Genomic DNA, 2,884 nt, shown 5'->3' with positions numbered 1-2,884 from the left:
CGGCTCGGCGCGGCGCCGCGACGGCGATGACGGCGAGCCGGCGCGGACGGCCGCCGCCTCGTCCCGCGCGATGCCGCCGCCCGATGCTCCCGCGCGGTGCTGCCGCACGAGCCTTCCGCACGCCCCTCTCGCACGATGCTCCTCCGGGCCGCTCCCGGCGGGCGCTCCCGGCGGCAGAGCGTCCGGAGGGCCCCGCTCGACGGCGCCTCCCTCGCGGCTCTCGACCGCAGTTCCCCCGGACGCGGTCTGAAGCGCCCCGGCCGCACTGCCGGTTGGGGCGTGCCGGGTTGACAGGGCGTGACGGGGTGGAGGCTCCGTCGTTGAACATGCCCGTGCCCGCCCGCCGCATGACCCGCACGAGTGAGACCGCGGCGGCGCGGGTGAACTCCCGTGCACCAGAAATCGAATGTTGTCACGGAAACCCCCCTTTCGAGTGAACTAGCGCTCTGTTTCCGCACGTTCACTCTCGGTGCGTAAAGATGCCGGTGTCTCGGTCGCCGCCGCCTTGTCCCCAGCCGGCCGGTCGGCGACGCCATGTCTATGTGGGGGTTTCACGATCTTGAACAGCAACACCTTTCGCCGGATGCCCGCGCGCCGCTGCGCCGCGATCGCGGCGGCCGTCGCGCTGACGGCGGGTCCCGTGCTCCTCGCGGCACCCGCCTCGGCCACGGGCGTCGAGGGCGGCGGCGGGGCGGCCCACGCGGCCGTGCTGAAGGCGGGGCTCGACGTCTCGCTGCTCGACAAGACCGTCGACGTGCCGCTGAACACCTCGCTCAACGAGGTGCGGGCGCCGCAGAGCGCCGACAAGAAGGCGCTGAGCCTGACGGTGGACGGGGTCGACAAGGGGCGGCCGTTCAGCATGCTCAGCGCGGACGTCGCCGACGCGAAGGCCACCGTGGCGGGCAGGAAGGCCGAGGGCCGGGTGAACCTGGCCCACGCGAAGGTCCACGTCCCGGGCCTGCCGCTGCTCTCGCTGATCGAGATCCAGCAGGTCACCTCGCGCGCGACCTGCGTGGCGGGCGAGCGGCCGGTCGCCACGTCGAACCTGCTGGGCGACGTGCGGGTGCTCGGCAAGCACGTCACGCTCTCGACGGCCGGCCCGACGCGGGTGCACGTCCCCGCCGTCGGCGACGTGACGCTGGAGCTGTCCCGGACGCAGACCACCTCCCGCACGGCCGCGGCGACGGCGCTCGCGCTGGACGTCTCGATCAACCCGCTGAAGCTCAACGTCGCGGACGTGAAGGGCTCGGTGCAGTTGGCGACGGCCGACTGCACGGCCCCGGCTCGTTCCGGCTCGCACGGCGGAGGCACGGGCCCGTCCAAGCCCACCGGCCCCTCCAAGCCCACCGACCCGCGGGCGGGCACCCCGTCCCAGGGGCCCGCGACGCCGGCGCCCGACGTCAAGGCGCAGAGCGCGGCTGACCCGAAGCCGGTCGCGACCCCGAAGGACAAGCTCGCCGAGACCGGCGGCAGTTCCACGACGCCGTACCTCGCGGGCGGCGCGGCTCGTGGTGCCCGTGGTGCCCCCGCGCTGTTGTCCCGGAGCCGGCACCGGCTCCCGCGTCGGCCGCGCCGCCCACGTCCCCGACGGCACCGGTCCTCGTGCGGGGACGCTCCGAGCCGCCGTCGCCCGGGTCCCGGCGCCCCGGGCCGGCGGCAACGGCATCGGCATCGGGTCCGTGCGCCGACAGGTGGGCTTCGAGGGCCTCCAGCGTGGTGACCGTGCGCAGGGTGAGTGTGAGGACGCGGCCGCGCGCGTGCGAGACGCCGTCGGGCGCGGCGGGATCCGCCAGGTCGGCCAGGCCGCTGCGGGCGGCCACCGCGTCGAAGGCGGAACGCAGTTCGCCCTCGGGCAGGGCGCCCCGCGCGGCGACCGCCGCCGCCAGGCGCGCCAGGTGGTCACCGAGCAGCGCGGCGGCCTCGGCGGCCTCCGGCACGGCGTCCTCGGGGCGCCGCGGCAGCCGCTCGTGGAGCTGGGCGGCGCAGCGCGTCACCTCGTACACGGACTCCTGGATCGAGGCGAGGCGCGCGGCGCTCCAGTGCGAGCGGTGGGCGCGCGGCTCGTGGCCGAGGCTGCCCGCGGCCGCCTCGATGCCCTCCCGGGCCCCGCGGGCCCGCCCGCGCAGTTCGTCGATCGCGGCCTCGTCCACGGCGCCGACCGCCGTGAACCCGGCGACGAGCGACGGCAGCAGCCGCTGCTGCACCCGTATCCACTCGGCGACCAGCGCCTGCATGCGGTGGTGGTGGTACGTCGGAACGGCCAGGAAGACCACGAGCCCGATCAGCGCACCGAGCAGGGTGTCCGCCGGACGGCCCCAGGCGACGAGGTGGGGCGCGGAGCCCAGGCGGGCGATCAGGAAGACGATCCACGCGGTGATGAAGAAGTTCAGCACGAGCTGCCCGACGCGCAGCGTCGCGTAGACGCAGCCGACGAGCACCACCGACACGATCACCAGCGCCCCGGGGCTCCAGCCCGCGGGCAGCAGGACCGCCCACGCGGCGAGGCCGCCCAGGATCGAGCCGATCGGCCGGCCCCAGCCGCGCGCGAAGGTGTGGCCGTAGTCGGGGAACAGCACGAGCATGGCGGTGAGCGCGGCCCAGAAGCCGTGGTGGGGCAGGGCGTTGCCCCAGAAGTCGCCGAGTCCGCGGCCCGCCGCCTCCGCCGCGACCGTGCCGAGCGAGACGCGCACCGCGTGCCGGAACAGCGGGGCACCCGGCCGCGTTTCGGCGCGCAGCAACCGGGCGCCGGACCGCAGGGGGGACACGGCGGGGAAGGCACCGAGCACCTGGTCCAGGCCCTCGGGTCCGCGCGCCGCGAGCCAGTGGGCGGCCAGGCGTTCCGCCTCCCGCAGCCGGCCGGGCAGCGGGCCGCCGTCGGCCGCCG

The 2,884-nt window shown here is 76.1% G+C and carries 1 protein-coding gene and 1 pseudogene; one reads left to right on the top strand and one right to left on the bottom strand.

Annotation, left to right across the window (positions count from 1 at the left end; genetic code table 11):
• Window positions 1–583: 583 nt before the first annotated feature.
• A pseudogene (locus tag L1885_RS26540) lies at window positions 584–1,483 on the top strand (SCO1860 family LAETG-anchored protein); the annotation flags it as partial.
• Here L1885_RS26540 and L1885_RS26535 read toward each other — a convergent pair.
• Entirely contained in the window at window positions 1,401–2,582 is a 1,182-nt protein-coding gene (locus tag L1885_RS26535; RefSeq protein ID WP_235799702.1) for an FUSC family protein, read from the bottom strand. The pseudogene L1885_RS26540 and the gene L1885_RS26535 overlap by 83 nt on opposite strands.
• Window positions 2,583–2,884 lie beyond the last annotated feature (302 nt).

This window comes from Streptomyces fuscigenes (assembly GCF_021556455.1).
Taxonomy (GTDB): domain Bacteria; phylum Actinomycetota; class Actinomycetes; order Streptomycetales; family Streptomycetaceae; genus Streptomyces; species Streptomyces fuscigenes.
The sequence above is the reverse complement of the archived record's forward strand: the minus strand, read 5'-3'. Positions and strand labels throughout refer to the sequence as shown.

What these genes read in the sequence shown, in the direction of transcription:
- L1885_RS26535 (WP_235799702.1), bottom strand. Translation starts at nt 2,582, where the DNA reads ATGCTCGTGCTGTTCCCCGACTACGGCCACACCTTCGCGCGCGGCTGG.